Raw genomic sequence first — 21,676 nt, 5'->3', positions numbered from 1 at the left:
AGGTCGCAGCAGTCGCGCATACTTGATCACGCTCCCAGGCTCTGGGCCCGGTTCCGCACGTCGCGCCAGCCGTCGCACACCAACCGGTGCCGCTGGGCCCGCAGCTCGGCCACCACGGGCCGGGTCGAGACACGTCAGGTGGCAGCCCGGGGCCTCGTCCACCACCCGGCGAGTGTTCGTGGGGGCAGTGCAGTTTGTAGGCCTAGACCTATCCATGCCGTTCAGGCCGCAAACGCCCTCAGCCGTTCTGCGGCGGATGCCAGTGTCTGGCGCTCCATCGCGTCCACTTCGTCGGCGGCTGCCAGGTCAGTCTCGCTGATATGCAGGCTTAGCACCGACCGGACCAGCTGCCGTAGGCCATCCGGTGGGATGGCATCCACCTCGACTGATCGGCTGCCGAACTTCGCCGCGCGGCTGTCGGTCTTCTTCGTCGGCCGGGTCGGCAGGTTCCATCCGTCGATTTGCCATTCGTTCACCGCCACTTGCTCGAACCGCAACGGCAGCGGCATCACGACGTCCGGCGGGAAGCTAGCCACTATCTGTCGCTGACGGTTTACCTCGAGCAGGAACTGCTCCAGCCGATCCTCGATGTTCCGGCTGATGTCGGCACCGCTCGGGTCGTAGTCGCCGAAGTAGTAGATCACCACCGGTTTCCCCGTGGCCACCATCGTCTCTGCGGCGCTGCGGAGGTAGCTGAGCGACGGATAGCCGCTGGTCACCATCAGCGGGCAGTCATAGGCGCTGGTCACGTCGTAGAGCACGCCACTCAGGGCGTCTTTCTCCAGCGATACCTCGACTTAGTGGGTGATCTCCTTCCAGAGGCTACGGCGATCGGTCTGGGCCGATCGCTCCACACAGTCGGCCAAGCTGGCGAAGCTCACTGGCCTCTGAACCCAGCGGGTGTTGTCCACCAGCCAGTGCCAGGGCAGGGCGCAGGACAGGCGCATCTCGCCCGTGAGGCGAACCACGGTCTGCTTGTACTCTCCTTCCGTCTTGTCGATCAACCCAGCGCAGACCAGGGCATAGAAGAGCTGTCGCACGGTCAGCGGATAGTGCCGCTCGCAGTAGTCGTAGATCGCGGCGCGGATGGCGTCGATCTCGGCCTTGCTTCGCCTTGCCATCACGCCACCTCCCCGCAGGGCCGCAGGTCGCCCAGGCCTCGGGCGTCGGTGGTGCCATCTGGCAGGCGCAGTATCACCAGCGGCTCACGGCCGGCGCGCTGCCGCACCGACTGCACCATTGCGCCGTTCAGGTAGGAGCCGTCGGGCTGGCGTACCTCCACCGGGTCGCCGATTTCAGGCCGCCAGCCCTCTCCGGGAAAGGCAGGGAACGGCAGGGAACGGCAGTGGAACGGCAGAACTCCAGTGCTGACAAGGGTGGAACGGCTGGAAAGGGTTCCGGCCCTATTGCTCCCCATAGAGGGATCCTCCGTTCCTGCTTTCTTCTCGCGTGCGTGTAATCCGTCGGGATCCGTTCCATCCGTTCCATCCGTGCCCTGAATGGGTTCTTGCCGTTCCACTGCCGTTCCCTGTTCGCTCGATCCTTTCCCTAAAGGGTTTTTACCCGCTCTATGTTCGTGACGATACAGTCGGACCTGTAAGGCGGCCCGGATAATGCCGGGTGCGTCTCCATCGGCCACCGGCCGGCGGAACCTGACGCACGGGATCACGGACCCCTCACCCCGCACGCGGTAGGGGCCGCCGTTCGTCAGGCCCGGCGGCAGGGCGAGGCCCAGGTGATCCCGCAGCAGTGTCACCAAGCAGTGCTTGAAGTTCTTGCCGCTGAGGGGGCGGCCGCCGTCCCCTCCACCTCCCGGCGGTAGTGGGGCAGGAGGAACTCGGCCGGATCCCCCCCCACTGCGCCCACCCGGGCGGGGGGGGCCTCAGGATCAAAGATCAGGTTGGCTTCAGCCCAGGCGGCCAGGGCGTCGGACTCCAGCAGGGTGGCCACCTCGGACTCGATGCGGGCGGGTGTGGCCACGTTGCGGGCGAGGGCGGCCTGGGCCTCGGCCTCGGGCATGCTCAGGGCCCAGCGCAGCAGGCCGGGCAGGTGCGACGCCAGCTCGCCAGTCCACCCGCCGGCACCGTCGGGCTCCAGCATCGGCCGCTGTCGTTCCGGCGGCACGGCAGTGCCGGCGTAGATGGAGCGGCGCCGGGCCAGCACGCCGTCGCTGGTGTCGCTGGCGCGGATCGGGCCGTTGCCCACCACCACCACCAGACCACGGAAGTAGAAGTCCACCTCCGCAGTGGATCCCTTGCGTTCCGCTGCGATCAGGTCGCCGCCGGTGGCGGCCTTCAGGTTCTCCAGCGGGCCGCTGTATTGCTGCGCTTCGTTGAATACGGCCAGGCGCTTCCCGCGTAGCTTGTAGGTCACGAACCGCTCCCGGCGGTCCTCGAATTTCTCCAGGTCCATGGCGGCATAGTTGCCGGCACCGGCCAGGGCCTGCAGTAGGCGGGCCACCACGGACTTCCCGCTGTCGGCGACGCCGTGCAGCTCGATGAACACCTTGCGCCGCAGGCCGGTGAGCATGCCCTGGGCGGCTGCCCTCACGATCGCCACGGAGTCGGCATCGCCCAGCACCTCCAGCAGGAACCGCTCGACCGGCTCAGCGGTGGCCGAGGGCCTCCAGTCGATCGGCAGGGCCCAGGTGTTGCCGTTCTCGGGGGCGTGGGGCAGGAGTGTGTTTCCCTCCAGGAGCAGGATGCCGTTGCGGCAGGGCACGGCGCCGTGTAGCGGCGCGGGCTGCAGGATGCCCACCTGCCGGCGGAATGCTGCCCGGATGCCCATCACGGCGCCGCGGTCGCGGGCCTGGCGCCAGTCCTGGCAGTGGAGGAAGGTCTCGATCTCAGTATTGAGGCGGTCGTCCCCGTCCACCTGCTGCCATTGGGTGCCGGTCCACCGCCACCACCCGGTGGATGCTTCATCGTCCACCCGCCACCACCGGCCCAGGAGTGCTGTCAGGTAGACGGCGCGGACGAAGGTGGCCTCCCGGCCCGTCGGTTCCGGGTGGTAGGGGATAGAGAACCCATAGGAGATCTCGCCTTCTTTCGCCACCTCCTTGATACACCTCTCGGCAATTGCGGCGATGCTGAGGAAGGCCTGGGGGCCGTAGCGGTGGATCAGGTCGTCCGCCCCCAGGCGCTCGATCTCACCCTTACGGTTCGGCTTGTGGGCGTTGGGCAGCCGCTCCAGAAGCACGCTGGCGCCGCGCTTGTGGAGATACTTCCCCAGCTCGGTGAGGGCCGATCTCACGCGCGGCTTGTCCAGGTCGGAATCGAAGCAAAGGCGTACCTCCCGGCCCTTTACTGGGATGGCCTCCAGCTCGGGGATGGGTGCGCTGGTACCGCTGCGGCGGTCGCGCCAGGCGTCCACCTCACCTATGGCAACGGTAACGCGCTTCGGATCGTGAACGGCGCATGCTTCGCCCTTCAGCTCGCCCTCAGTGATGCGCAGCGGCACGCGGATGGCCTCCAGCCGGGCCGCATGGTTGGGGCTGTTGACCGGGTGATAGACACGGCAGCCGGAACCCTGGCGGCTGCAGTACTTGCCGCCGTCGGGGTCGCGGTCGATGTCGGCCTGGTGCAGGCGCCAGCGGATCCACGGCTTCCCGTCGGCGCCCATCAGCGGACTGCCGTCGGGGTTGCGATAGGGGATCACCAGCCGGCCGTCGTCGGTGGTGTGCACCCCGGCCGCTATGAGGGTGCAGATTTGCGGATCAGTGAGGGCGCTCGTCTGCAGCTTGTGCCAATGTTCAGGGCTCAGGTCGCGCCAGGGCTCGTCACGGGCGAATGCGAGAGCGACGGGTATGGAGTCATCGGGCCACAGCCTCTCCTCGCCGGTGCAGCGCCAGCCCCATCCATCAGCGCCTTTGATCACCCAGCCGATGTTCAGCGGCACGGGCGGGTGATGTGTTGTGCCGAGCCAGCAGGTCACCTTGTTGGTGTCGATCTGGCACTTGCTGTCCTTCGTACGGCCGCAGATTGGGCAGGGGGTGTTCGGTCCTGACTTGCCACGTGCTGTCATGACGATACCTTCATGCCAACGCTGACAAAACAGTCCCTACCGGCTATCGATTTCCTTGTGCGATGGACGTGGACTTGGTGAAAGTCGGAGGGCAGCGTTAGCAGCTGCCTCGAGTCGCAGGCCAACCGCTTGACATTTTCAGGATCGCCACCACTGACTTTTCGTTTCGGCCCAGGATTAGCCATTGCTCCCTCTCCGCCTCTAACTTCCCTGTTTCTCTGAAATCAGCAAGACCTCCCCAACACACGTCGAGAGCGCTTGGCAAGCTCCGCGTCGACGGCATCTTTGTTCCAAAGAAGTGGTGGCCGAACCGTCCCAAGTCCCTGGACACGGAAATGAACACCAGCCTTCAGGACACCACTTTTGCGAAGGCGACGAAGAGTTACATCCGAAACCCGAAGTAGCTCAGCGGCTTCTGCGGTCGTGAGAGTGAACGGCATGGCGAAGTCCAGGAGTTCGAAAGGGCAGCATGAACTGCACAGGACAACACTAAGCCGAAAACAATGCGTCGAAAGGGCTAATAAATAGAAGGATTTCTACTCGCCGCTTCCATTTATTCGCTGCCGCACCAGGCCAGTCACTTTGCTGTGAAGCTTCGGTGCATCGAGCCGTCGGCCGTAGGTGCTGAGGTGCACCGCCGGGCTATGTCCCATCAGCTCGGCGGCCTCCCGCACCGACAGCCCCAGATCCAGACCGAGCCGTAGCGCGAATGCGTGTCGCAGGCCGTAGCTGGTGAGGTCCGTGTGGATCTCGGTCGAGATGGGTGGCTGGGCTTGAAGGCGATGCAGTTGCTGGGTGAGCGCCTGCCCTGGTGATGCCTGCCGGACGAGGCCTTCGGGGATTCCGTTCTCCCCCCAGCGACGCAGCAACCCGTGGCAGTCGGCTGGCCATCCGGTGGGCGGCACCGCCGGGACCACACGCGGTCCGCTGCTGCCCCTGCTGCTCTTCTTGGCGCGGGTGACCTGGGCGATCAGGCTGCCGCCTTGCTGCTTCACCACCAGCCCCTGCAGCTCGGCCGGCCGTAAGCCGAATACCGTCAGCAGGTCCCATGCCACCAGATCCGCAGGGGTCAGCCGTTGGCTCCGTTGGATCCGTTCCCGCAGCTCCTTGATCTCGTTATCCGTGAAGGCCCTCACGCCCTCTGGATCCGCGGCGGCACGGCCGTTCCCGCGCAGTGCCAGGATCTCCTCGGGCCAGGGCCAGCCCGCTTCCTTCCAGAGCGCCCGCAGGCGGTCATGGGCCATCTGCCGCGCCCTGGTGTGTGGCTCCCACTGCCGCAGCGTGGCCTCCAGAATGTCGTGGTCGCCTGTCCAGCTCGACCCTGCGGCCTGCCCGACAATGCGTTCGTAATAGGGCCTGTACATCCGCGCCCAAGTCCGTTCGGACACCCGCTCACCGACTACCCGCTGGCGGAGCCGGTCGATGAGCCGATTCAGTACCTCGGGAGTAAGACGTTCCGCATCCGTTGCGGTAGGGACGGCTCCCGGCTCAGGCCAGCGCCAGGTTCCTGCCTCCACCTGGTCGAACAGTTCGCACGCCTCTGCCAGGGCCTGGGCGGCAGTGCTGGGTCCTGGCGGCGTGCGCAGGGTCACTGCCCTCATCCGCCCTCCACCCCAGTTGGGTTTGGGTGGCAGCTGATCCGACCGAACGCGCAGCCGGTCGCGATGGACCTCGATGAACCAGCCGGGGCGGCTATGGCGGTGCCGCTTGAAGGAGCGGGACAGGTCGGCAAGCCAGGCCGGCCGGGAAGTAGCCATTCGTTGCGCGGGGGAAATATGGGGGAAATTCTGGCGGACCTGGACGGAAGCAGGTCGATCTCGGTGAGTCTCGTCGGATCAGAGCGCTGACGTGGCGCATGTGCGGGACTGGGGCAAAGCCCAGTCGGAGCTTGGTCTCAAGCAATGCCCGATGCCGGTTTCGAACCAGCGACATCCTGCTTGTAAGGCAGGCGCTCTACCGCTGAGCTAATCGGGCGGTCGCCCCATTCTGGCGGAGGGGGCACACCGGGCCGTCGGCCGGTACCTTGCCGGCAGCGTCCGGAGCCCGGCCATGGCCAGCGGCCGCCGCCACGATCGCGCCACCGGCTGGCTGGCCCTGCCCTTCGGGCTGCTCTGGGGCCCGGCCCTGGGGCCGGCGGGGGTGGCGGTCGCCAGCGGCGCCTTCCTGCTGGGCGGCCTCTGGCTCTCCCCCGACCTCGACACCCGATCCAACGCCACCCGCCGCTGGGGTCCCCTGCGGCTGCTCTGGTGGCCCTACCGGCGGCTGCTCAGCCACCGTTCCCTGCTCTCCCACAGCCCCCTGCTGGGCACCGGCCTGCGGCTGCTGTGGCTGGCGGCGCTGGTGCTGATGGCCTGCGCGGCGCTTCAGCCCCTGGGTGCCCCGGCGCCGGGTGAGCTGCTGCGGCTTGGCGGGGTGCTCTGGGGCTCCCAGCGGCCCCTGCTGCTGGCGGCCTTGGTGGGCCTGGAGGCCAGCAGCTGGCTGCACCTGCTCCAGGACGGCGATCCGATCCCGCGGCTGCCGCGGCCCCTGCGGGCTCTTGGGCGTCGCCTCAGCAGCAGGAGCCGCCGCTGGCGGGGGCCGGCGCGGCGGCGGGAGCGTCGCCGGTAGGGGCGACCCCACCGTCGAAGGGGAGGGCGCTGCCGCAGCCCTTGAACAGGCCGTAGTGGCGGTGGAAATCGCCGATGAACGTGAAGTGGGGCGCCAGGCGGCTCTCGGCCAGCATCCGGAAGGTGTTGCCGCAGACGGGAAACACCCGGCCCGTCTCGATGTGGTGGTGCTTGTCGAAGGGCAGGGCGTCGGGGTGGCCGGCGATGCTGCCGCGGTAGATCACCGCCTGGCCGTGGTCTTCGCAGGCGTCCTCCAGCGCCTCGATCCGGAACAGCCGGTAGGTGGCGGAGAAGAAGCGGATCGCGCCGGTGCGGGCGGCCAGCTCCGGATCGGTGATCTCCAGGGGCCGGTCGGCCACCAGGCGCGGATCGGCGAAGCCGGCGCGCCGCGCCAGCCGCAGGAAGTCGTTCCAGTAGAGGGCGCCGCTGAGACACTCGCCGTGCAGCACCGGATCGTGGCGCAGGGCCTCGGGCACGCGCCGATCCGCATACACATCGGCGAAGAAGAACTCACCGCCGGGCTTCAGCAGCCGCCGCACCCCGTTCAGCACCGCCAGCTTGTCGGCCGACAGGTTCACCACGCAGTTGGAGATCACCAGATCGAAGCTGGCGGGCTCCAGCGGCAGGGCCTCCAGCTGCTCGATGCGGCCCTCCAGAAAGCGCACGTTGGCGTAGCCGAACACCTCGGCGTGGTGGTCGGCATGACGGCGGGCCACCTCCAGCTGCTCCGGCGTCATGTCGACGCCCACCACCTCACCGCCGGCCCCCACCAGCTGGGAGAGCAGGTACACATCGCGGCCGCTGCCGCAGCCCAGATCCAGCACCCGCAGACCCTCGAGCAGGGGCGGCGCCACCAGCCCGCAGCCGTAGTAGCGGCTCAGCACCTCGGGGTGGATCCGGGCCAGCAGGGGCCGCAGCGCCGGCGGCACGCTGCTGGCATCGCAGCAGGCGCTGGTGCGCAGGTCGGCGCTGCTGCTGAGGGTGGAGCCGTAGTACTCCTGCACGCTGCGGTGCAGATCGCTGGCGCTGGTCATCGGGGAGGGCTCGCGGGGGCTGGGGCGGGGTGGTGCTGGGACGGGCGGGGCTTCAGCTCAGGGCGCCGCCGCAGCTGGAGCCGGCGCCGGCGGTGCAGCCGAAGCAGTGCTCGGCCACGGCGATCGGCGCCCCCTCGGGATCCTGGTCCAGCAGCTGGCGCAGGTGGGCCCGGGGCTGGCCGCTGCCGGCCGGCAGGCCGAGCATCTGGTTGAAGTCGCAGTCGTAGAGGAAGCCCTGCCAGTCGACGCTGACCGTGGAGCGGCACATCACCTGGGCCAGGTTGGCCGGGTTGTGGTGCTGGCGCAGCAGCGCCATGTAGTCCTCCAGCTGCCCCCGCTGGCGCAGCACCGCCGCGAAGCGCTGGATGGGCATGTTGGTGATCGTGAACAGGCGGTTGAAGCGCAGGCCGAAGCGATCGGCCAGTTCGCGCCGATAGTCGGCCTCGAGGGCGGCCTGGGGGGGCGGCAGGCTGGGGCCCTGGGGGTTGTACACCAGATCCAGTTCCAGGCCCGAGCCGGCTTCGCCGTAGCCGAGGGCGTTGAGCTGGCGCAGACCCGCCAGGCTGCGCTCGAACACGCCATCACCGCGCTGCCGGTCGACGTTGTCGGCGAGGTAGCAGGGCAGGGAGGCCACCACCTTCACCCCCTGCCGGGCCAGGAAGGCGGCCAGGTCCTCCTGGCCGGGTTCGCTGAGAATCGTGAGGTTGCAGCGGTCGATCACCGCCACCCCCAGCCCCCGGGCCTGGCGCACCAGGTCCCGGAAGCCGGGGTGCAGCTCCGGCGCGCCGCCGGTGAGATCGAGGCTGGCGATCCCGCGAGCCTCCAGCACCTCCGGCACCAGGGCGATGGTGTCGGACCCCATCATCTCGGTGCGGCTGGGGCCGGCGTTCACATGGCAGTGGCTGCAGCTCTGGTTGCAGCGGTAGCCCAGGTTCACCTGCAGGGTGTCGAGACGGCCGCGGCCCAGGGCCGGGAACGGCGGGGCCAGGGTGGTGGTGGAGCCGGTCAGATCGGCGACGCCCATGGATGGAGGGGATGGAGACCGGAGGTACCGGCCGGGCGGCGAATCGGATGGCCGAGGTGGGGGCTCAGCCGGGCTGGGTTGCCGCCTCCTTCTGACCGCCGATCACGAGCCGCAGCAGAATCGGGGCCAGGAAGGTGGTGCCGATCACCATCAACAGGATGGCGGCTTCGAGGGCCGGGGTGAGGATGTTCGCCTGGGTTCCCAGACCCAGGAAGATCAGACCCACCTCGCCGCGGGGCATCATCCCCAGGCCCACCACCAGGCGGTTGGTGGGGTCCTTGCTGGTATAGGTCCAGCCGGCGGCCACCTTGCCGGCCACGGCCACCAGCAGCAGGAACAGGGCCACCACCAGTCCTTCGCGGTTGGCGGGATCGAAGGGGTTGAGCACCGAAAGATCCATGCCGGTGCCGATCAGCACGAAGAACACCGTGGCGAACAGGGCCACCAGGGGTTTGACGGCGGCTTCGATGTCATGGGTGTGCCTGGAGGCGCTGAGGATCAGGCCGGCGGCGAAGGCCCCCAGGGCGGCCTCCAGGCCGATCGCCTGGGCGGCGAAGCAGCAGAGGGTGAGCACCACGAAGCTGGCCACCGCCACATCACCGGGGGCCTTGAGATGGTCGACCACCCAGTCGAAGGCGGGGGCGGCGAAGCGGCTGAGCACCAGGGCGACGGCCACGAAGATCACCGCCGCGACGCACAGCTGGATGACAGGGCCGAGGGTGAAGGAACCGCCACCGGCCAGGGAGACCACCACCGCCAGGATGACGATGCCGAGGATGTCGTCGAGCACGGCGGCGCCGATGACGATCTGGCCCTCCTTGCGCTTCAGCCACTGCAGTTCACCGAACACACTGGCCGTGATGCCGATCGAGGTGGCCGTCATGGCGGCGCCGGCGAAGACCGCCGGGATGAACGGCACGTGGAACAGGTAGTAGAGCCCGGCGGTGCCGGCGGCGAAGGGAAGCACCACGCCGGTGAAGGCCACGGTGCCCGCCTGGATGCCGACGGCCACCAGCTCATCCAGTTCGCTTTCCAGGCCCGTGAGGAACAGCAGGGAAAAGAGGCCGATCTCGGCGACCACCTTCAGGCTGGAGAAGGTTTCCGTGTAGAGAGAGCTGATGGACTCCGGGGCCATGCCTCCCAGGGAGCTCAGCAGCCCGAGCAGAGCACCGCTCAGCTGGGCCTGGGCCTCGGGGGGCACCACCAGATGCAGGCCGGAGGCACCGATGATCACGCCGGCGACCAGCTCGCCGAGGATGGTGGGCAGCTGCAGCCGCACCATCAGCTCCGCCATGACGCGGGCCGCCACGAAAATGACGAGAAAACGGCCGACCCCGATCAGGGTTTCCGTCACTTCAACCTGGTGGCTGCCGACTTCCATCAGCAACGTGGGCAGCAGATCCATCAGGTGCGGTACAGGTGGGTGCAGTTTTAGAGGGAGGAAGGCTGGGGCTGTTGTCTGGAAGACAGCCGAATCCGGAGGAGCCCGCGATGGATCCGATCAGCGGTGATAATCAAGCCGCCACGGGCCCCCCGCTCCGGCGATACCCGCCCTGGCAGGAAGGGCGGGTTGCGAGGGGCCCAGCATGTCAGAATTTGTGATCGCGCAGGGCTTCCACGGGGTAGATGTAGGTGATGATCGAGTAATCCGCGTAAAACTTGGATTCGATCTCACGGGTGATCGTGTCGGCCAGTTCGCGGGTGCCGGTGAGCACTTCAATCTTCACATTGGAGAGGGTGTGGGACACACTGGGCTCGCCGGTGGAGCGCACATTGCGGCTGCCTTCACCACCGGCGGCATTGACGGTGTAACCGGTGGCACCTGCCGCCTTGATGAGCTTGACGAGTTTCTTGGAGAGAACTTCCTCCGCAACGATCACAAGCTTCCAGACCTGTTGACTCATGGTATTGACCTCTAGAGGTGGGTATGAAGGAAATGGAATCTGAGGTGAGATCCTATCGACCTAGGAGCACTTCTGCAATCCCGATGAACAGCGGGATGCAGATCGCGATGGCCACCGGTGTGCCGATGGCGGTCGAAGCACCGATGTAGGCGGAGGGATTCGCTGAGGGGATACCGGCACGCAGGGTGGGCGGGCCCGAAATGTCCGAGCTGGAGGCGGCAATCACCGCCAGCACGACGGCGCCGCCGATGGAGAAGCCGGTGAGCTTGTGGATGATCAGGCCGACACCGAAGGCCAGGAAGCCATGGACGATGGGGGAGATGAAGGCATAGATGGCAAACCACTGGGCCACCTTGCGCAGTTCGTTCATCCGCTGGGCCGCTTCCATCCCCATGATGATCATCAGAACCGCAAGGAAGCCGCGGAACAGGGGGTTGAAGAAGCTTTCGTAGACGGGCTCCGGCTTGGTGAGGATGCCAAGGGCAACGCCCAGCAGCAGCGACGTGACGGCCGAACTCTGGATGCTTTCCTTGATGATCGGCCAGACCTCAACCTTCTCGGCGGTGTTGCCGGTCTTCTTGGAGAGGTAGACGCTGGCAACCACGATGGCCGTCACCAGCGCCGGAATGTCCATGAAGGGATAGAGGGCCGCCGTCCAGGCCTCATAGGGAATCTTGGCGGAATCCAGCTGGGGCAGCACCGCCGCCAGCGTGGAGCCACTCACCGCGCCGAACAGACCGCCGGTGGCGACGGCGTCGGGCACGCTGATGCCGGGCAGTTTTCCAAGGGTCCAGCGAGCAATGAAGACGATGGCGATGCCAAGCCCGATGGCCGCGAGCGCCGGCAGGAAGATCTCAGCGGGATTGGAGTTCCGAATCGCGATCCCGCCGGTCAGGCCGATCTTCATCAGCAGGAAGAAGCTGATGAACTTGTAGATCGAATCCGGGATGGCCAGCTGGCTGCCCAGCGAGGCGACGATGATCCCCCCGATGAGGAACCCGAGGGTCGGGGACTGGAGCTGGTCCAGGAACAGCGGGATGAAGTCGGTGAGGAATGTCACGTGGGGCGGGCGTGTGTGTCGGATGGGTGGCCGTGGAAGGTAGCAGTCGCAACAGCTTGCCTGTCGAAAGTGACAAACTGTAAAGCCCATGTCTTGTGGGTGCTCCTTGGCTGTCTCTGAGTTTCTGCAGCGTCGGAAGACGACGGCCGTTGATGAATTCAGACCCGGGAAAATCTGCGCACTCCTCAGCGATGAGGGTGCTTGAAAACACGGTCTATCCGTGATTCCGGAGCCGGTACTGTTCTGTGTTTGGAGCAGGGCGGCCTCTGCGTTCTCGAATGAAGCCTCCCCCGCTGGTCCGGTGGAGGTGCTACGGCCCACATCCATTGTCCCGCAAGGCCTCCGGCGACACCGGGTGATGGCAAGGCGCTCCCATGCCTTCGGTGGGAGTGATCGCGTTCGGTGGCCCTGCGGCCCGATGGACCACGGCTTGACGACGCGATTGATCGCCCTAGAGCCTTGTCCTGTCGTCGCCGATGCCAGCCATGGTGTCATCAGCTACTGCTCGCCCGGCGCCACCCCTCGGCGGCGCCGGGCGGTGGCGGGGGAGGTGGTCGGTCTCGCTCTCAGGCTGGGGCGGGCGTGCGGATCGAGCCCTCGCCGATCCCCATCCGGAGGTATTCACGGCCACTGCCACCGGTATCAGCAACCACCTCCGGGGCCCACCAGGGCCCGGGCATCCACGCCCGCCTCCCCATCGCCAAGGATGGTGCCCCTGGTTCCCCCCTCCCTGCGATGTCCGGTTCCCGGCCGCTTCTCGCTTCCGATGCCGATGGGACCACCCTCGAGTCCCTCTCGGAGCTGGTGGCGATCGTGGACCGCCTGAGGGACCCGGAGGGCGGCTGCCCCTGGGACCTGGCCCAGACCCACGCCTCCCTGATTCCCTATGTGCTCGAGGAGGCCCATGAGGTGGCCGATGCGATCCGTCGGGGTGACGACGCTCACCTGGCCGAGGAGCTGGGTGACCTGCTGCTGCAGGTGGTGCTGCACGCCCGCATCGCCAGCGAAGCGGATCGCTTCGATCTGGCCACTGTCGCCCGCACCATCGCCACCAAGCTGGTGCGCCGCCACCCGCACGTGTTCGACCCGGCGGCGGAGCGGGCCGACGATCCGGAGGCCGTGCGCCGCAGCTGGGAGGCGATCAAGGCCGCCGAGCGCCACGAACGCCAGCGGACCGCCGCGGGTCCTGACGCGCCGCCCCAGTCCGCCAGCCCCCTCAGCGACCGGCTGGCGGAGAAGGTGCGTGGCCAGCCGGCCCTGGCGGGCGCCATGACCATCTCCCGCAAGGCCGCCGCCGCCGGTTTCGAGTGGGACGCCATCGAGGGGGTGTGGGCCAAGGTGCAGGAGGAGCTAGACGAGCTGCGGGAGGCCGTGGCCAGCGGCGACCGGGCCCATGCCCAGGAGGAGCTGGGCGATGTGCTCTTCACCCTGGTGAACGTGGCCCGCTGGTGCGGCCTCGACCCGGAGGAGGGCCTGGCCGGCACGAACCGCCGCTTCCTCGACCGCTTCTCCCGGGTGGAGGCCGCCCTGGGCGGCGATCTCGGTGGCCGTGGCATCGCCGAACTGGAGGGCCACTGGCGGGCCGCCAAGGCCCAGATCCGCGCCGAGCAGGATCCCGGACCTAGGCCTCCTCAGGCGGGCCCTGCCGCCGGTTGCTCTTGATCGATCCCCGCTGCCGTTTGGCCTTCAGCCGCCGCTCCACCGAGCCCCGGCTGGGTTTGGTGGGACGCCGCGGCGGCGGCGGTGGCGCGATCGCCGCCCGGACCAGCTCCACCAGGCGCTTCTGGGCCGCCTGACGGTTCTGCCACTGGGAGCGGTGTTCCGCCGCCACCACCACCACCCCGGCCGGGGTGAGCCGGGCCGCCAGCCGCCGCAGGGCCCGCTCCCGCAGGGCGGGGGGCAGGGCGTCGCTGGCGGCCAGGTCATACACCAGCTCCACCCGGGAGTCGGTGGTGTTCACCCCCTGGCCCCCGGGGCCGGAGGCGCGCGAGAAGCGCCAGCCCAGCTCCGCCGCCGGGATCACCAGGCCGTTCCCCAGGGGCAGATCGCCGCTCACACCAGGCTCACTTCGCCGCTGCCGATGTCGAAGTAGGCGGCCTGGATGGCCAGCCGCCCCTCCGCCACCGCCTGGCTCAGCAGGGCGCTGCGGCGGGGCAGGGAGGCGGCGGCGGCGGCGGCGTTGCGGCGCACCGCCTGGGCCAGGTCGGCTCCCGGCTGCAGGTTTGCCCGGATCGGCGCCACCAGTTCCTCCAGCAGGGGGGTGAGCGGGGTGCGGGCCATGGCGGCGGTCACCGCCCCGCAGCCGCTGTGACCCATGACCAGGATCAGGGGCACCGCCAGCTCCGCCACGGCGTACTCCAGCGAGGCCACGCCCGCATCGAAGGCCGTGTTGCCGGCGCTGCGCACCTCGAACAGCTCCCCGGCTCCGCAGGCGAAGATCCACTCCGGTGCCACCCGCGAATCGGCGCAGCAGAGCACCGAGGCCCAGGGCCGCTGGCCGGCCGCCAGGGCATCGGGGCGGACCTGGCAGTGCAGCGGCCAGGTCTCGTGCAGCAGGGTGGCCCGATCCAGGGGATTTTCGCTGCGCTCGGCGTCCTGCCAGGTGCGTGAGAAGTCGCGGTTGCGGCGCAGCAGCTCCTGGAGCGGATCGCCGCCCGGGCGGCACACCGAGAGCCGCTCCGTCAGGGTGCCGCCGTTCTCCGCCGCCGCCGCCTCTGCGGCCGCCGCCGGCCGGGGTCCCAGGGTGTCCAGGGCGACCCCGGCGCCTGCCATGGCCAGGATCCTCAGCAGGTGGCGTCTGGAATGTGCCATGGCGCCGTGACAAGGGGTCCTGCCGAAGGTTTAGCTGGAAAGCCACGAGCCAACCGCATGGGACCGCAACAGCCACCGGCCGACGCCAGCCCCCCGGGCGCCTGGGTGGACGAGGAGTTGGGCGGGGTGCGCTACGGCCTGGCCGCCACCGTGGTGGAGGAGCGCACCAGCCCCTACCAGCGGATCACGATCATCGACAGCCGGACCTACGGCAAGGGGCTGCTGCTCGACGGCTGCTGGATGACGGCGGAGCGGCAGGAGCGCCACTACCACGAACCGCTGGTCCATCCGGCCCTCTGCGCCGCCGCCGCCATCGAGCGGGTGCTGGTGATCGGCGGCGGCGACGGCGGCACCGCCCGCGAGTGCCTGCGCCATCCCGGCGTCGCCCACCTCGACATGGTGGAGATCGACGGTCTGGTGGTGGAGCTCTCCCGCCGGCACCTGCCCAGCCTGGGCGGCGACGCCTGGAGCGACCCCCGCTTCCACCTCACCGTCGGCGACGGCATCGCCTGGGCGGCCAGCGCCCCCGCCGCCAGCTACGACGTGGTGCTGGTGGACGGCTCCGATCCCGCCGGACCGGCCGAGGGCCTGTTCAACCGGGCGTTCTTCGAAAACTGCCGCCGCCTGCTGCGCCCCGGCGGCGTGTTCGCCACCCAGAGCGAATCCCCCGAGGCCTTCCGCCAGGTGCACATCGACACCGTCCGGCTGCTGCGGGAGGTGTTCGGCCACGCCGATCCGCTCTATGGCTGGGTGCCCATGTATCCCAGCGGTTGGTGGAGCTGGACCTTCGCCTGCCCCGACGGCCCCCGCTACCGGGAGCCGCTGCCGGAGCGGGCCGCGGCCGTGGCGCCGGGCTGCAGCATCTGGTCGCCCCGCTGGCAGCGGGGGGCCTTCGAGGCGGTGCCGGCCTTCGTGGAGCGGGCGCTGGCCGACGCGGCGGGCCAGCCATGACCCCGGAGCTGTTCGACACCGAAGGGGCGATCTACATGGGCGCCCGCCGCGACCCCCGCGGCTGCGCCGTGGGCCTGTTCGGCGTTCCCTACGACGGCACCACCTCCTTCCGCCCTGGCGCCCGCTTCGGTCCGGCGGCGATCCGGGAGGTGAGCAGCGGCCTGGAGAGCTACGACCCCCAGCTCGACCTTGATCTCGACGACCTGGCCTTCGCCGACCTCGGGGCCGTGGCGATCCCCTTCGGGGCCCCCGAACCGGTGGTGGAAGCCGTGGGCCGGGCCACCGAGGCGGTGCTGGAACTGGGCCTGGCGCCGCTGATGCTGGGCGGTGAGCACTCGATCAGCAGCGGGGCGGTGGCGGCGGTGGCGCGGCGCCATCCCGATCTGGTGCTGGTGCAGCTCGATGCCCACGCCGACCTGCGCCAGGAGTGGCTCGGCGCCCGCCACAGCCATGCCTGCGCCATGCGCCGCTGCCTGGAGGTGCTGTCCAGCGGCGAGCTGCGCCAGATCGCCATCCGCAGCGGCACCCGTGAGGAGTTCCGGGAACTGCGCACCAGCGGCCGCCTGGTGCCGATCGAGACAATGGCGGCAGCCCTGGCACCCCTGCGGGGCCGGCCCCTCTATCTCACCCTCGACCTCGACTGGTTCGATCCGGCCGTGCTGCCGGGCACGGGCACACCCGAACCCGGCGGCTTCCACTGGCCCCACTTCGCGGCCCTGGTGGAGGAACTGCGCCACCACCGGCTGGTGGCCGCCGACGTGGTGGAGCTGGCGCCCCAGCTCGATGCCAGCGGCGTCAGCGCCGTGCTGGCGGCCAAGGTGACCCGCAGCCTGCTGCTGCTGCTCGGGCGGCCAGTGCCCGCAGGCGCCCCGGCTCAGTAGCAGCAGGTACCGCTGGCCCGCTGCTCCCGCAGGCGGCTGTGCTGCTGCCCGATCAGCTGCACGGCCATGGTGGGGTGGTTGTGCAGCAGGTTGAGGAAGCGGAGCCGGTCCAGCCGCAGCACCTCGACGGGTGTACGGGCGAAGGCGTCGCTGCGGTGGCTCAGTTCGCGCCAGGTGATGTCCTGGTAGCTGAACAGCTCGCCGGGGCGATAGCAGGTCTTCTCCCCCTGCTCGCCCACCAGCTCGACGATGCCGCGGCGCACCGCGTAGATGGCGTTGGCGCTGGCGCCGCGGCAGAAGACGTGGGCTCCGGTGGGGAGGGTGAAGGTTTCACAATCCACATGAACGGCCATCAGTTCGATGGGTGATGGGGATGTGGCGGTTCTGATCAATGCAGGGGACCTCCGTGGTCGTGGTGGACAGGGTCCTGCCTTCCTAGGGCCAAACGGACCGTTCCGCTACTGGAAGGGATGGAGATTAGGGAGAAGAAGGGCGAAACGGAAGCATCCGTCACGCTTTTCAGCTTTTGATCAGCTTTCAGGGCAGGCCGGTGGCCAGGCTCAGCTGCTGGCTGGCCACGGGAAGGCGGGCCTGCTTCAGCAGGGCTTCTGGGGACACCACCGGCAGCCGGGGCGGACGCGCCGTCCAGTGGTGGCACCAGAGATCGGCCACCAGCTCGGGATGGATGGGGAGCTGACGCAGCTGGCACCATCCCAGCTCCACCCCGGCGGGCGGGGTGCAGTGGCGGCAGCTGCGGCAGTTGGGACGGTTGCCCATCCTCTTGACCCATCGGGCCATTCAAGGTACGCATTTCCTTGACGGTGTGATAGGGGTGGAAGCCGAATCACAGGCTTTCTTCGGTATTGGCCGCGGTCGCTCCATAGGATCGCGCCACCGAGCTCCGGCGTCCCCCTGGCCGGCCGGTCGCCTCCGATGGACTCCACCCCCCTGCGCCGCACACCCCTGGATGCCGCCGCCATCGCCGCCGGGGGCCGCATGGTGGCCTTCGCCGGCTGGCAGATGGCGATCCAGTACGCCGGCCTGGTGCAGGAGCACAACGCCGTGCGGCAGCACTGCGGCGTCTTCGACATCTCCCACATGGGGGTGCTCACCCTGCGCGGCCAGGGCACCAAGGACGCCCTGCAGCGGCTGGTGCCCACCGACCTGTTCCGCATCGGCCCGGGCGAAGCCTGCTACACGGTGCTGCTCAACGAGGCCGGCGGCATCCGCGACGACCTGATCGTCTACGACCGCGGCCGTGTCTCCGGCCCCGACGGGGAGTGCGATGAGCTGGTGCTGGTGATCAACGCCGCCTGTGCCGAGGCCGACACCGCCTGGATCGCCAGCCAGCTGGAGCCCGAGGGCATCGCCATCACCGACCGCAAGGGCGACGGGGTGCTGCTGGCCCTGCAGGGCCCGGAGGCCCCCGCCCGGCTCGAGGCCCTGGTGGGCATGAGCCTGGCGGGCCTGCCCCGCTTCGGCCACCGGGAGCTGGCCATCGAGGGCGCGCCGGTGTTCGTGGGCCGCACGGGCTACACGGGTGAGGACGGCTTCGAGCTGCTGCTGGGCCGCGAGGCCGGCGTGGCGCTGTGGCAGCGGCTGCTGGCCGAGGGGGTCACCCCCTGCGGCCTCGGCGCCCGCGACACCCTGCGGCTGGAGGCGGCGATGCACCTCTACGGCAACGAGATGGATGCCGCCACCACGCCGCTGGAGGCGGGCCTGGGCTGGCTGGTGCACCTGGAGATGCCGGTGGACTTCGTCGGCCGTGCCGCCCTGGAGCGCCAGACCGCCGAGGGGGTGGCCCGCAGGCTGGTGGGTCTCAAGCTGCAGGGCCGGGCCATCGCCCGCCACGGCTATCCGGTGCTTCTCGACGGCGAGCCGGTGGGTGAGGTCACCAGCGGCACCTGGTCCCCCACCCTGGGGGAGGCGGTGGCCCTGGCCTATGTGCCCTCGGCGGCGGCGAAGCCCGGCACGGAGCTGGCGGTGGAGATCCGCGGGCGCGCCGAGCCGGCCGTGGTGGTCAGGCGGCCCTTCTACCGGCGGGGCTGAGCACCCTGTGGGAAACTCGCGGATTCGTTCTGCTTGCCACCATGCGCAGCCACGGGTGCGGCGATCTGCGCAACGACGCCATCGGTGAGGCCGTCCAGCTGGGCGGCTGGGTCGACCGGCGCCGCGACCACGGCGGCGTGATCTTCATCGACCTGCGCGACCGCAGCGGCACGGTGCAGATCACGGTGGATCCGGACCTGGCCCCCGCCGCCTTCGCCGTGGCCGAGCGGCTGCGCAACGAGACCGTGCTGCGGGTGGAGGGCAAGGTGCGGGCCCGGCCGGCCGAGTCCCTCAACGAACGGCTCGCCACCGGCGCCATCGAGGTGCTGGCGAGCGGCATCACGGTGCTCAACGAGGTGCGCGGCAACCTGCCTTTCCCGGTGTCCGTGCACGACGAGGAGAACACCCGCGAGGAGCTGCGCCTGCGCCACCGCTACCTCGACCTGCGCCGCGAGCGCATGGGCCGCAACCTGCGGCTGCGCCACGCCACCGTGAAGGCCGCCCGAGGGTATCTGGAGGGGGAGGGCTTCATCGAGGTGGAGACCCCGGTCCTCACCCGCTCCACCCCCGAGGGCGCCCGCGACTACCTGGTGCCCTCCCGGGTCTGCGGCGGTGAGTGGTTCGCCCTGCCCCAGTCGCCCCAGCTGTTCAAGCAGCTGCTGATGGTGGGGGGCGTCGAGCGGTACTACCAGCTGGCCCGCTGCTTCCGCGACGAGGACCTGCGGGCCGATCGCCAGCCGGAGTTCACCCAGCTGGACATGGAGATGAGCTTCATGGACCAGGAGGAGATCCTGGCGCTGAACGAGGGCCTGATCGCCGCCATCTGGAAGGCGGTGAAGGGCATCGAGCTGCCGCGGCCGTTCCCCCGCCTCACCTGGCACGAGGCCATGGCGCGCTACGGCACCGACCGGCCCGACACCCGCTACGGCATGGAGCTCACCGACGTCTCGGCCATCGTCCGGGACATGGGCTTCAAGGTGTTCTCGGGCGCGGTGGCGGCCGGGGGCTCGGTGAAGTGCATCGCCGTGGCCGGCGGCAACGAGGCCGTCAGCAACGTGCGCATCAAGCCCGGCGGTGATGTGTTCAGCGAGGCCCAGAAGGCGGGGGCCGGCGGCCTGGCCTTCATCCGGGTGCGGGCCGGCGGCGAGATCGACACGATCGGCGCCATCAAGGACAACCTCACGGCCGAGATGAAGGCGGAGCTGCTGGCGCGCACCGGCGCCACGGAGGGCACCCTGCTGCTGTTCGGCGCCGGTGACACCGCCACCGTCAACAAGGCCCTCGACCGGGTGCGGCAGTACCTGGCCCGTGAGCTGGGTCTGGTGCCGTCCGAGCGGGACAACGACCAGTGGAACTTCCTCTGGGTGGTGGATTTTCCGATGTTCGAGTTCAACGCCGGCGAGAACCGCCTCGAAGCCCTGCACCACCCCTTCTGCGCCCCCAACGCCGAGGATCTCGGCAGCGATCCGGCCGCCTGGGCCGGGACCCTGCCCACGGCCCGCGCCCAGGCCTACGACCTGGTGCTCAATGGCCTGGAGCTGGGCGGCGGCTCCCTGCGCATCCACGATTCGGCCCTGCAGCGCCAGGTCCTGCAGACCATCGGCCTGCCGCTTGAGGAGGCCGAGCGCCAGTTCGGCTTCCTGATGGAGGCCCTCGACATGGGGGCCCCGCCCCACGGCGGCATCGCCTTCGGTATGGACCGGCTGGTGATGCTGCTGGCCGGCGAGGAGTCGATCCGCGACACGATCGCCTTCCCCAAGACCCAGCAGGCCCGCTGCCTGATGACCCAGGCCCCGGCCGATGTGGCGCCGAAGCAGCTGGAGGAGCTGCATGTGGCCAGCACCTGGACGGAGGAGGAGGGCTGAGCCGCCCCAGGGGGTGGCGGACGCGAAGCGGCGATCAGCCCTCCTCTGCAGCGCGAAGCAACGCCACCCCCTGGCTGGCGGAGAAGCGCTCATCGAAGCTCAGAACCGGCAAGGCTCCGGCCCTCGAGGCCCTGGCCAGGATCAGGTGGTCCGCCAGGTCTCCGCCCTGCCGGAACTGCTCCAACGCATCGATCACCGCGTCGATGTCCTCCACCACAACCCCGCGGGTGCGCACCAGGCGCTCCAGCAGCTGGTGACGGGTGAAGCGTTTCAGCCCATAGCCCCGCAGCACCCAGCCCACTTCGGCGAGTACCACATCGGGCAGGTAAACCCCGCCCGAAGCGATGGCCTCGAGAAAGGCTCGCTCGGCGATCGGCGTCTGCTGGGGATCGTCGCCGATCAGCAGTCGCACCACCACGTTGGTGTCAAGGGTCCTCACGACCGGCGGCAGCGGCGATGGCGCGATCCATGTCCGCCAGGCCCATCGCCCGCTGAACTGGCGGCCGATGACGGAACAGCTCCTCGGGCTCGTACTTCGCAGGCACCAGGACCAGCCGGCCCTGGCCGTCGATGCTGGCCTGAAGCCGGGCACCGGTGGCCAGGCCCAGGGCTTCGCGCAGCTGCCTTGGGATGGTGAGCTGGCCCTTGGAGGTGAGGGTCACGGTGGTCATGACCGCACTGTAAGGGGATCTGCCTTACGCGGCAGAGGCCGACTCCTGCCGCGCCGGCGCCGCCATGCTGCGGCCATTAAGCGGACTCACTTCGCCTTAGACTGGTGCCTCCCGCTCCTTCGCCATGGCCATCACCGCTCCCCCCATCGACATCGGCATCCCGGAAGCCCAGCGCCAGAGCATCGCCGAAGGGCTCGGCCGCGTGCTGGCCGACAGCACCGTGCTCTATGCCAAGACCCACGGCTTCCACTGGAACGTGACCGGACCGATGTTCAACACGCTCCACCTGATGTTCATGGACCAGTACACCGAGCTCTGGACCGCCCTCGACCTGATCGCCGAGCGCATCCGGGCCCTCGGCTTCCCCGCCCCCTACGGCGGCACCCTCTATGCCGGCCTTTCCTCGATCCCCGAGGCCGAAGGCGTGCCCGCCGCCCTGGCCATGGTGCGGGAGCTGGTGGAGGGCCATGAGGCCGTGGCCCGCACGATCCGCTCGGTGTTCACCACCGCCGACGAAGCCAGCGACCAGCCCACCGCCGACCTGCTCACCCAGCGGCTGCAGATCCACGAGAAGACGGCCTGGATGCTGAGGAGCCTCCTGGAGGGTTGAGCCGGAGGGCTCTGGTCTGCGCCGGGGCGCGCCCGCGCAGCGGGCAACGCCCGGCTTCGGCCAGCCCCCTCAGGCTCCCCCAGGAGGCTGGGCAGGCCCCGCCGGGCATGGTGGGGGAGGGGGCTGGGCGGGGAGGCCCCTGGGGCGGCCGGACTGGAAGGGGTCGGTAGATTGGGGGATCAGCGCA

24 protein-coding genes and 1 tRNA gene are annotated in these 21,676 nt (G+C 69.3%); 7 read left to right on the top strand and 18 right to left on the bottom strand.

The window, feature by feature from the left end; genetic code table 11:
• Positions 1-221 precede the first annotated feature (221 nt).
• From L107_RS16495 to L107_RS02455, 7 genes are all read right to left on the bottom strand, one after another.
• Positions 222-761 carry a hypothetical protein gene (locus L107_RS16495; protein WP_236550453.1) on the bottom strand — a complete coding sequence of 180 codons (540 nt, stop codon included), beginning with the start codon at positions 759-761 and terminating at the stop codon, positions 222-224.
• Between the two features lie 36 nt (positions 762-797).
• On the bottom strand, positions 798-1,121 hold the full coding sequence (locus L107_RS16490) for a hypothetical protein (protein WP_236550452.1): 324 nt from the start codon (positions 1,119-1,121) through the stop codon (positions 798-800).
• A complete protein-coding gene (locus tag L107_RS02475) occupies positions 1,121-1,759 on the bottom strand; it encodes a hypothetical protein (protein ID WP_159816294.1) in 639 nt (212 codons plus the stop codon). The genes L107_RS16490 and L107_RS02475 overlap by 1 nt, the downstream gene beginning before the upstream one ends.
• Positions 1,753-3,684 (bottom strand): DUF5906 domain-containing protein, encoded by a 1,932-nt coding sequence (locus tag L107_RS02470; protein WP_159816293.1) that lies wholly within the window; start codon positions 3,682-3,684, stop codon positions 1,753-1,755. The genes L107_RS02475 and L107_RS02470 overlap by 7 nt, the downstream gene beginning before the upstream one ends.
• Before the next feature lie 563 nt (positions 3,685-4,247).
• The gene (locus L107_RS16995; protein WP_159816292.1) at positions 4,248-4,463 is read right to left on the bottom strand and encodes a helix-turn-helix domain-containing protein; all 216 of its coding nucleotides are present in this window, start codon (positions 4,461-4,463) and stop codon (positions 4,248-4,250) included.
• A gap of 96 nt (positions 4,464-4,559) precedes the next feature.
• On the bottom strand, positions 4,560-5,615 hold the full coding sequence (locus L107_RS02460; protein ID WP_236550451.1) for a hypothetical protein: 1,056 nt from the start codon (positions 5,613-5,615) through the stop codon (positions 4,560-4,562).
• Between the two features lie 310 nt (positions 5,616-5,925).
• Positions 5,926-5,997 (bottom strand) — tRNA-Val (locus tag L107_RS02455).
• 75 nt (positions 5,998-6,072) lie between these two features.
• Between L107_RS02455 and L107_RS02450 the strand changes: the two genes are divergently transcribed.
• Complete coding sequence (locus tag L107_RS02450; protein WP_159816290.1) at positions 6,073-6,630, top strand: metal-binding protein; 558 nt, start codon at positions 6,073-6,075, stop codon at positions 6,628-6,630.
• On the opposite strand, the gene L107_RS02445 is transcribed toward L107_RS02450, so the two are convergent.
• The 5 genes from L107_RS02445 to L107_RS02425 all read right to left on the bottom strand — a co-directional run bounded on the left by L107_RS02445 (position 6,572) and on the right by L107_RS02425 (position 11,651).
• Positions 6,572-7,663, bottom strand: a complete 1,092-nt coding sequence (locus L107_RS02445; protein WP_159816289.1) for a methyltransferase domain-containing protein — start codon at positions 7,661-7,663, stop codon at positions 6,572-6,574. The two genes, L107_RS02450 and L107_RS02445, sit on opposite strands and share 59 nt — an antisense overlap.
• 52 nt (positions 7,664-7,715) lie before the next feature.
• Positions 7,716-8,687, bottom strand: a complete 972-nt coding sequence (arsS, locus tag L107_RS02440; protein ID WP_159816288.1) for an arsenosugar biosynthesis radical SAM (seleno)protein ArsS — start codon at positions 8,685-8,687, stop codon at positions 7,716-7,718.
• 64 nt (positions 8,688-8,751) lie between these two features.
• Positions 8,752-10,092, bottom strand: coding sequence for a cation:proton antiporter (locus tag L107_RS02435; protein ID WP_159816287.1), 1,341 nt, complete (start codon positions 10,090-10,092; stop codon positions 8,752-8,754).
• A 184-nt stretch (positions 10,093-10,276) separates the two neighbouring features.
• Positions 10,277-10,591, bottom strand: coding sequence for a hypothetical protein (locus tag L107_RS02430; RefSeq protein WP_159816286.1), 315 nt, complete (start codon positions 10,589-10,591; stop codon positions 10,277-10,279).
• Between the two features lie 52 nt (positions 10,592-10,643).
• Positions 10,644-11,651, bottom strand: a complete 1,008-nt coding sequence (locus tag L107_RS02425; RefSeq protein ID WP_159816315.1) for a sodium-dependent bicarbonate transport family permease — start codon at positions 11,649-11,651, stop codon at positions 10,644-10,646.
• Between the two features lie 735 nt (positions 11,652-12,386).
• Between L107_RS02425 and mazG the strand changes: the two genes are divergently transcribed.
• Entirely contained in the window at positions 12,387-13,313 is a 927-nt protein-coding gene (gene mazG, locus L107_RS02420) for a nucleoside triphosphate pyrophosphohydrolase (protein WP_159816285.1), read from the top strand.
• On the opposite strand, the gene arfB is transcribed toward mazG, so the two are convergent.
• Positions 13,273-13,707 (bottom strand): alternative ribosome rescue aminoacyl-tRNA hydrolase ArfB, encoded by a 435-nt coding sequence (gene arfB / locus L107_RS02415; RefSeq protein WP_159816284.1) that lies wholly within the window; start codon positions 13,705-13,707, stop codon positions 13,273-13,275. The two genes, mazG and arfB, sit on opposite strands and share 41 nt — an antisense overlap.
• The gene (locus L107_RS02410; RefSeq protein WP_159816283.1) at positions 13,704-14,462 is read right to left on the bottom strand and encodes a carbonic anhydrase; all 759 of its coding nucleotides are present in this window, start codon (positions 14,460-14,462) and stop codon (positions 13,704-13,706) included. The genes arfB and L107_RS02410 overlap by 4 nt, the downstream gene beginning before the upstream one ends.
• Before the next feature lie 57 nt (positions 14,463-14,519).
• On the opposite strand from L107_RS02410, the gene speE reads away from it, so the two are divergent.
• The gene (gene speE, locus L107_RS02405) at positions 14,520-15,413 is read left to right on the top strand and encodes a polyamine aminopropyltransferase (RefSeq protein ID WP_159816282.1); all 894 of its coding nucleotides are present in this window, start codon (positions 14,520-14,522) and stop codon (positions 15,411-15,413) included.
• The gene (speB, locus tag L107_RS02400) at positions 15,410-16,294 is read left to right on the top strand and encodes an agmatinase (RefSeq protein ID WP_159816281.1); all 885 of its coding nucleotides are present in this window, start codon (positions 15,410-15,412) and stop codon (positions 16,292-16,294) included. Before speE ends, speB begins: the two co-directional genes overlap by 4 nt.
• Here speB and L107_RS02395 read toward each other — a convergent pair.
• Together L107_RS02395 and L107_RS02390 are read right to left on the bottom strand one after the other, a co-directional pair.
• A complete protein-coding gene (locus L107_RS02395) occupies positions 16,288-16,686 on the bottom strand; it encodes a cyclic nucleotide-binding domain-containing protein (protein WP_106219614.1) in 399 nt (132 codons plus the stop codon). The genes speB and L107_RS02395 overlap by 7 nt on opposite strands.
• 145 nt (positions 16,687-16,831) lie before the next feature.
• The gene (locus L107_RS02390) at positions 16,832-17,071 is read right to left on the bottom strand and encodes a hypothetical protein (protein ID WP_159816280.1); all 240 of its coding nucleotides are present in this window, start codon (positions 17,069-17,071) and stop codon (positions 16,832-16,834) included.
• Between the two features lie 156 nt (positions 17,072-17,227).
• On the opposite strand from L107_RS02390, the gene gcvT reads away from it, so the two are divergent.
• Positions 17,228-18,343, top strand: a complete 1,116-nt coding sequence (gcvT, locus tag L107_RS02385) for a glycine cleavage system aminomethyltransferase GcvT (RefSeq protein WP_159816279.1) — start codon at positions 17,228-17,230, stop codon at positions 18,341-18,343.
• A gap of 41 nt (positions 18,344-18,384) precedes the next feature.
• Complete coding sequence (gene aspS / locus L107_RS02380) at positions 18,385-20,208, top strand: aspartate--tRNA ligase (RefSeq protein ID WP_159816278.1); 1,824 nt, start codon at positions 18,385-18,387, stop codon at positions 20,206-20,208.
• Positions 20,209-20,242: 34 nt separating this feature from the next.
• On the opposite strand, the gene L107_RS02375 is transcribed toward aspS, so the two are convergent.
• Together L107_RS02375 and L107_RS02370 are read right to left on the bottom strand one after the other, a co-directional pair.
• Positions 20,243-20,647, bottom strand: coding sequence for a PIN domain-containing protein (locus L107_RS02375; protein ID WP_159816277.1), 405 nt, complete (start codon positions 20,645-20,647; stop codon positions 20,243-20,245).
• Positions 20,634-20,879 (bottom strand): AbrB/MazE/SpoVT family DNA-binding domain-containing protein, encoded by a 246-nt coding sequence (locus L107_RS02370; protein ID WP_159816276.1) that lies wholly within the window; start codon positions 20,877-20,879, stop codon positions 20,634-20,636. Before L107_RS02370 ends, L107_RS02375 begins: the two co-directional genes overlap by 14 nt.
• Before the next feature lie 124 nt (positions 20,880-21,003).
• Between L107_RS02370 and L107_RS02365 the strand changes: the two genes are divergently transcribed.
• Positions 21,004-21,489: a Dps family protein gene (locus tag L107_RS02365; RefSeq protein WP_159816275.1), complete on the top strand. Its 486-nt coding sequence runs from the start codon at positions 21,004-21,006 to the stop codon at positions 21,487-21,489.
• The last annotated feature ends 187 nt before the right edge of the window (positions 21,490-21,676 follow it).

This window comes from Cyanobium sp. Copco_Reservoir_LC18, assembly GCF_009834675.1.
Classification (GTDB): domain Bacteria; phylum Cyanobacteriota; class Cyanobacteriia; order PCC-6307; family Cyanobiaceae; genus Cyanobium; species Cyanobium minutissimum.
This window is presented reverse-complemented; position numbering and strand designations above follow the sequence as displayed.